General features: G+C 71.0%; 6 protein-coding genes and 1 pseudogene. All 7 read left to right on the top strand.

Going from position 1 to position 7,000, the window contains the following annotated elements; genetic code table 11:
* A pseudogene (locus ON29_RS10240) lies at positions 1 to 200 on the top strand (hypothetical protein); the annotation flags it as partial.
* Between the two features lie 310 nt (positions 201 to 510).
* Entirely contained in the window at positions 511 to 1,707 is a 1,197-nt protein-coding gene (locus tag ON29_RS10235; protein ID WP_040865970.1) for a sensor histidine kinase, read from the top strand.
* A gap of 46 nt (positions 1,708 to 1,753) precedes the next feature.
* Positions 1,754 to 2,551, top strand: a complete 798-nt coding sequence (locus ON29_RS10230) for a LytR/AlgR family response regulator transcription factor (RefSeq protein ID WP_051175058.1) — start codon at positions 1,754 to 1,756, stop codon at positions 2,549 to 2,551.
* On the top strand, positions 2,548 to 2,913 hold the full coding sequence (locus ON29_RS10225; RefSeq protein WP_040865969.1) for a hypothetical protein: 366 nt from the start codon (positions 2,548 to 2,550) through the stop codon (positions 2,911 to 2,913). The genes ON29_RS10230 and ON29_RS10225 overlap by 4 nt, the downstream gene beginning before the upstream one ends.
* Before the next feature lie 78 nt (positions 2,914 to 2,991).
* Entirely contained in the window at positions 2,992 to 4,746 is a 1,755-nt protein-coding gene (locus ON29_RS10220) for a sodium/solute symporter (protein WP_040865968.1), read from the top strand.
* Between the two features lie 158 nt (positions 4,747 to 4,904).
* Positions 4,905 to 5,261: a DUF485 domain-containing protein gene (locus ON29_RS10215; RefSeq protein ID WP_040865967.1), complete on the top strand. Its 357-nt coding sequence runs from the start codon at positions 4,905 to 4,907 to the stop codon at positions 5,259 to 5,261.
* A complete protein-coding gene (locus ON29_RS10210; protein ID WP_174371801.1) occupies positions 5,258 to 6,895 on the top strand; it encodes a monocarboxylic acid transporter in 1,638 nt (545 codons plus the stop codon). The genes ON29_RS10215 and ON29_RS10210 overlap by 4 nt, the downstream gene beginning before the upstream one ends.
* Positions 6,896 to 7,000 lie beyond the last annotated feature (105 nt).

The raw sequence follows: 7,000 nt of genomic DNA, 5'->3' as shown, positions 1-7,000 counted from the left end.
TGAACTACCGCAATGTCGACACCGGTCAGGAAGGTACGTTCCAAGTGGTCGCGCAGGGCCCCGGCTACTGGGGCAACAGCGGCCACTCCGCGCTGTTCCTTCCCGGCATCGGCAAGTTCACCGCGACGGTCGGCATCGGCGCGGCGCACTTCCCCGAACCCGGCACCATCGAGTTCACGGTCCCGCAGTACCAGGGCTGAGAATTCCCGCAGGCCGGACCGCGCGGTCGCCCGGCGGCGCGGTCCGCGTGGACGGATTCGGCCATTCAGTGCGGCGGTGGTATCCACCAGCGGCGACGCGACCCCTTACCGAACTCCGCCATAATCGCAGGACAGCGGCCACGCCCGACGAAGACGGGTTTCGCGTTCACCGGATTCGGCCCCTTGCGTGGCCGTCGACGCCGACGCCCGCACTCGGGCACCCCGCACTCGCGTCACGCCCGCCGCCTTGCCGCGGTGTTTGCGGCCGACGCGATAATCAGCCCATGCAGTCCGTGCGCCGATGCCCGCCATGACCACCGCACTCGCCGTCGCGGCGGCGGCGGCGCTGATCGCCGGGGCGCTGCTGATCTGGTCGCGCACCCGCAGAGTGGTGACCACCCCCGCAGAGCGGGCGGTGCATTCGGCGTTGCACACCGCGTCGCTGGCGGCGGTCCCGCTGCGGCGCGGGCTGACCGAGCAGTCCGCGCGGGAGGCGGCGCCGCACCTGCGCGCACTCACCGGCGCCGAGGCGCTCGCGCTGGCCGACCCCGACGGCACGCTGCTCGCCTGGGACGGCCCGCACGCCGAACTGGCCGAATACTTCGGCGAAGCCGCCGTGCGCGCCGTCGCGGGCGAACGCCCGGTGCTCGTCGCCGGACCGGGACGCGGCGAACACGCGGGACGCACGCTGATCGCGCAACCGCTGCTGGTCGAATCCAACGGCGTGGCCGGTGTGCTGGGGGTGGTGAGCGCCGGGCAGCCGGGACCGGGCCGGCTGGGTGCGGTCGCCGAGGTTGCGCGCTACGCCTGCGGGCAGCTCGAACTGGCCGAGCTGGACGCGTCGCGGGCCCGGCTCGACCGCGCCGAGGTGCGCGCGCTGCGGGCCCAGATCAGCCCGCACTTCATCTACAACGCGCTGAACACCATCGCCTCGTTCGTCCGCACCGACCCGGCGCGGGCCCGCGAGCTGATCCTCGAGTTCGCCGACTTCACCAGGTACTCCTTCCGCGCCGCGGGCGAATTCACGGTGCTGTCCGACGAGTTGCGCAACATCGAGCGGTACCTCGCGCTGGAACGCGCCCGTTTCGGCGACGCGCTACAGGTCCGGCTGCGGATCGCGCCCGAGGTGCTCGGCGTGGTGCTGCCCTTCCTCGCGCTGCAACCGCTGGTGGAGAACGCGGTGCGGCACGGGCTGGCGGGCACCGCGCACGGCGGCACCGTCAGCATCGTCGCCACCGACGCGGGCACCGACTGCGTGATCAGCGTCGAGGACGACGGCGTCGGCATGGACCCGGATCTGCTGCGCTCCGGCGCGCTGGACGCCGTCGACACCGGGACGGGCCCGGCGGCCTCCGGTGAGGCCGCGCACGTCGGGCTGGCCAATGTCGACGACCGGTTGCGCGCGGCCTTCGGCGACGACTACGGCCTGGTCGTGGAAACCGCGCCCGGCGCGGGCACGAAGGTCAGCCTGCGCGTCCCCAAGTTCCGCGCGGGCATCCGGGCATAAGACCGGCACGCGACACCAACCGGCACGCCCTTACGATGGTGCGATTGTGACCCGTGTTACCGGCAAACCGGCGGGCGCGCTGCGCGTGCTCGCCGTGGACGACGAGAAACCCGCTCTGGACGAGCTGGTGTATCTGCTGCGCACGCGGACCGAGATCGGCGAGATCCACGCGGCAGGCGACGCCACCAGCGCACTGCGGGTGCTGCGCGCCCATCCGATCGACGCGGTGTTCCTGGACATCAACATGCCGGGACTCGACGGCATGGAGCTGGCGGGCATCCTCTCGGAGTTCGCGGCCGCGCCCGCCGTGGTCTTCGTGACCGCCCACGACGACCGTGCGATCGCGGCGTTCGACCTGGGCGCGGTGGACTATCTGCTCAAGCCGCTGCGGGAGGACCGGCTCGCGGAGGCGGTGCGGCGGATCGCCGCGGCGCGCAGCGCGCCGCAGCCGCCCGCCGCCGAAGCCCGCACCGACCCGAACGAGGTCATCCCCGTGGAACTGGGCGGAGTGACCACGCTGGTACCGCGATCGAGCGTGAGCTGGGTGGAGGCCGACGGTGACTACGCGCGGCTGCACACCAGCGCCGGATCGCACCTGGTGCGGATTCCGTTGTCGGCGCTGGAGGCTCGCTGGCACGACGCGGGATTCCTCCGGGTGCACCGGTCGTACCTGGTGGCGCTGCGGCTGGTGACCGGGCTGCGCAGCGTGGGTTCCGGGACCGTGGTGTGCCTGCGGGCCGAGGGCGACGCGCAAGCGGTCGAACTGCCGGTCAGCCGAAGACAGGTTCGTGAGCTGAAACAACGGCTGGTGCACCGGCCCCGGCAGCACCGGGGCAACCAGTGACCGGGCCGCAGCGTCCGGTCCGCAGGCGCGTCGTGCTCTCCGAGCGACGTGGCGCCCGGCGGGTGCGCACGCGGGTGGAGGTCGCCGAGCAAACCGAGTTCGGCGAAGCGCTCATCGGGGGCCTGATCCGCGCCCAACTCGGGCTCGCGCTACGCGTGGGCCTGGTGAGCATCGCGCTGCTGTGCGCGCTGCCGGTGCTGTTCCGGACCGGCTCGATCGGCTCCATGGCGGTGCTGGGCATCCGGTTGCCGTGGCTGCTGCTCGGTGGAGCCGTGTACCCGATGCTGTTCCTGCTCGGCCGCACCTATGTGCGCTTGGCCGAACGCAACGAACAGGACTTCCTCGAACTGGCCGAGGACTGATGGTGCGCCCTCCGCCATGACCGAGTCGATCACGTCCACATCGCCCGCCGAACCGATGCGCCGACCCCGGAGCGCTCCATGACCTCGGGCACGGCGCCTGCGCTCACCGTGGCCGCGCTGATCCTCGCGGCGCTGGCGACCGTCGCCATCGGCGCGTACGGCGTGCGGCTCGCGCGCACCACCTCCGACTTCCTCGTCGCGTCGCGCAGCGTGGGACCGCGCTGGAACGCCGCCGCGATCTCCGGTGAATACCTCTCGGCCGCCTCGTTTCTCGGCGTGGCCGGGTTGATCGCGAAATACGGCGCGGACGCGCTGTGGTATCCGGTGGGCTTCACCGCCGGATACCTGACGCTGCTGCTGTTCGTCGCCGCTCCGCTACGCCGCTCCGGCGCGTACACGGTGCCCGACTTCGCCGAATTCCGGCTGGGCTCACTGCGTTTGCGCAGGCTCGCGGCCACCGTCGTGGTGCTCATCTGCGCGGTGTATCTCATTCCGCAGTTCCAAGGGGCCGGGCTGACCCTGCACATCCTGCTCGGGGTGCCGGACTGGGTGGGCGCGGTGGCGGTGGGCGCGATCGTGCTCGCCAACGTGGTCGGCGGCGGAATGCGCTCGATCACCCTGGTCCAGGCGTTCCAGTACTGGCTGAAGCTGACCGCGGTGGCCCTTCCTGCGCTGGTGCTGCTCGGGCACTTCCTCGCCGACGAGCGGGAACTGGGCGCGCCCGCCCCGCCGGTGGTGTCCGAGCGCACGACCGTCGACGTGACCACCGACGTGGTGGTGCGGGTCGGTGCGCCGCAGCAGGTTTCGATCACGGGAACCCTCGACGACCGCGCGGTCGACGGCCCGGTGCCGCTGGCGCCGGGCACCCACGAGCTGTCCGCGGGCACGCGGCTGGTGCTGGAAGCCGGGGCCGCCGTGCCGGTGGTCGCGGGCGCACCCGCCGACGGCGCGGGCTGGCTGGCGCCGGGCGGCGGCTTGGGCGGACCGCATCCGGCCTACCAGGTCTATTCGCTGATCCTCGCGACCTTCCTCGGCACCATGGGCCTGCCGCACGTGCTGGTGCGTTTCTACACCAACCCCGATGGGCGGGCCGCGCGCGCGACGGCGCTCGCGGTGATCGGCCTGGTCGGGCTGTTCTACCTGTTCCCGGTCCTACTCGGCGTCTTCGCCCGGCTGTACGTGCCGCAACTGCTGATCACCGGGACCTCCGATGCCGCGGTGGTGCTGCTGCCCGGCTCGGTGGTCGCCGGACTACCGGGGCAGCTGCTCGCGGCGCTGGCCGCGGCGGGCGCGATCGCCGCGTTCCTGTCCACCTCGTCGGGGCTGCTGGTGAGCATCGCGGGCGTGCTCAGCACCGACATGCTGCGCGGGCGGATCCGGGACTTCCGCGCGGCGGCGCTGGTCGCGGGCTCGGTTCCGCTGGCGCTGTCGCTGACCGTCGTGTCGCTGGACCTGTCGCGCACCGTCGGGCTGGCCTTCGCGGTGGCCGCCTCCACACTGTGCCCGCTGCTGGTGCTTGGCATCTGGTGGCGCGGGCTGACCGCGGCGGGCGCGGCGGCCGGCCTGATCGCGGGCGGGCTCGCCGCGGGCACCGCGACCGCCGTCTCGGTCACCGGCGGATTCTCCGACGCGGTGGCGGGCGGCTGGCCCGCGGCGCTGCTCGGCTACCCGGCGGCGATCAGCGTGCCGTTGGCGTTCGCCACCATGGTGCTGGTCAGCTCGTTCACCCGCGGACTCGGCGCGAGGACGGTGAGCCGGATCTTCGTCCGGATGCACGCGCCGGAGCGACTGGGCATGGGCGCCGACCGCGAGCGCAGCCTGCGCTCGGACTGACCGACGCCACGGGCGGCCGACCGTTCATCGCGTCACATCGACCGCTCGGCGCAGATTCGGGCACCTTCACAGAGTGACCCACGCCACAGCCTACTGGTGAGCCGCGGGCCTGGCTTACCGTCCTCGAGAAGTAAGCCACGTCACTTGGTAGGACACTCATGATCAGTACCGAACTCGACGACACCGCCCCGCGGCGAGCGCCGAGCGCAGCAGAATTCGCCGAAGTGCAGGCGAGCCCCCAATTCCAGGAACTGCGAATGCGCCTGCGCCGCTTCGTGTTTCCGATGACCGCGTTGTTCCTGCTCTGGTACCTCGGATACGTCCTGCTCGGCGCCTACGCCCACGACTTCATGAGCCGCCCGGTGTTCGGCGACGTCAACGTCGGGTTGCTGCTCGGCCTCGGCCAATTCGTATCCACCTTCGCCATCACCGCGCTGTACGTCCGGTTCGCCAACCGGGAACTGGATCCGCGCGCGGCGACCATCCGCGGCTACCTCGAGGGAGACCGAGCGTGAACACCGTGCACACCTACGCCGCCGCCGCGACGGTCGGCAACCCGGTCGCCAATATCGCCATCTTCGGCGTCTTCGTCGTGTTCACGATGATCGTGGTGATCCGCGCCAGCCGCAACAACGCCACCGCCGCCGATTACTTCACCGGAGGGCGCGGCTTCTCCGGCCCGCAGAACGGCGTCGCCATCGCGGGCGACTACCTGTCGGCCGCGAGCTTCCTCGGCATCGCGGGCGCCATCGCGGTCTACGGCTACGACGGTTTCCTCTACTCCATCGGATTCCTGGTCGCTTGGCTGGTCGCACTGCTGCTGGTCGCCGAAATGCTCCGCAACACCGGCAAATTCACCATGGCCGACGTGCTGAGCTTCCGGCTGAAGGAAGGCCCGGTACGCACCGCCGCCGCGCTGTCCACGCTCACCGTGTCGCTGTTCTACCTGCTCGCCCAGATGGCGGGCGCGGGCGGCCTGGTCGCGCTGCTGCTGGACATCTCCGACAAGACCGGCCAGTCCGTCGTGATCGCCGTGGTGGGCGTGCTGATGATCGTCTACGTGCTGGTCGGCGGCATGAAGGGCACCACGTGGGTGCAGATCATCAAAGCGGTGCTGCTGATCGTGGGCGCGGCGCTGATGACCGTCATGGTGTTCGCGAAGTTCGGTTTCAACTTCTCCGACATCCTGGGCTCCGCGCAGGAAGCGGTCTCCGGCTCGGCGAACAAGGCCGTCGCCGCGCGCGACGTGCTCGCTCCCGGCGCGCAGTACGGCGGCAGCGAGACCTCGAAGCTCAACTTCCTCTCCCTGGGCTTGGCATTGGTGCTCGGCACCGCGGGCCTGCCGCATGTGCTGATGCGCTTCTACACCGTGCCCACCGCCAAAGAGGCACGGCGCTCGGTGGTCTGGGCGATCGGCCTGATCGGCGCGTTCTACCTGTTCACCCTGGTGCTCGGCTACGGCGCGGCGGCGATCGTCGGCCCGGACCGCATCCTCGCGGCCGCGGGCGGGCAGAATTCGGCGGCGCCGCTGCTGGCCTTCGAACTCGGCGGCGTGGTGCTGCTCGGCGTGATCTCCGCGGTCGCGTTCGCCACCATCCTCGCGGTGGTCGCGGGCCTGACCATCACGGCCTCGGCCTCGTTCGCCCACGACATCTACGCCAACGTCATCAAGCGCGGGAAAGCCGGTGAGCGCGAACAGGTCCGGGTTTCCCGGATCACCGCGGTGGTGATCGGCGTGCTGGCCATCGCCCTGGGCATCCTGGCCAACGGGCAGAACGTCGCCTTCCTGGTGGCGCTGGCGTTCGCGGTCGCGGCGTCGGCGAATCTGCCGACCATCCTGTTCTCGCTGTTCTGGCGGCGGTTCAACACCACCGGTGCGCTGTTCAGCATGTACGGCGGCCTGATCTCGACGATCGTGCTGATCGTGTTCTCCCCCGCGGTCTCCGGCAGCAAGACCGCCATGCTCCCCGGATCCGATTTCGACTGGTTCCCACTGTCCAACCCGGGCATCGTCTCCATCCCGTTGGCGTTCGCGCTCGGCGTCATCGGCACCTTGGTCGGCGGCAGGTCCGAGGATCCGGCGAAGGCCGCGGAGATGGAGGTCCGCTCGCTCACCGGCGTCGGCGCGGAGAAAGCGGTGGTGCACTGATCGCTGCCCGGCCTTCCTCGTCCCCCTTGCTCTTTCGTTAGGAGACCTCGCGTGACCAGCGCAACCACCGATGACCGCGACACCACCACCGCCTACCCGCCGAGT

The sequence above is a fragment of the Nocardia exalbida NBRC 100660 genome (assembly GCF_000308575.1).
Taxonomy (GTDB): Bacteria; Actinomycetota; Actinomycetes; order Mycobacteriales; family Mycobacteriaceae; genus Nocardia; species Nocardia exalbida.
Note: the sequence above shows the minus strand (reverse complement) of the source record. Positions and strands in the feature narration are given on the sequence as shown.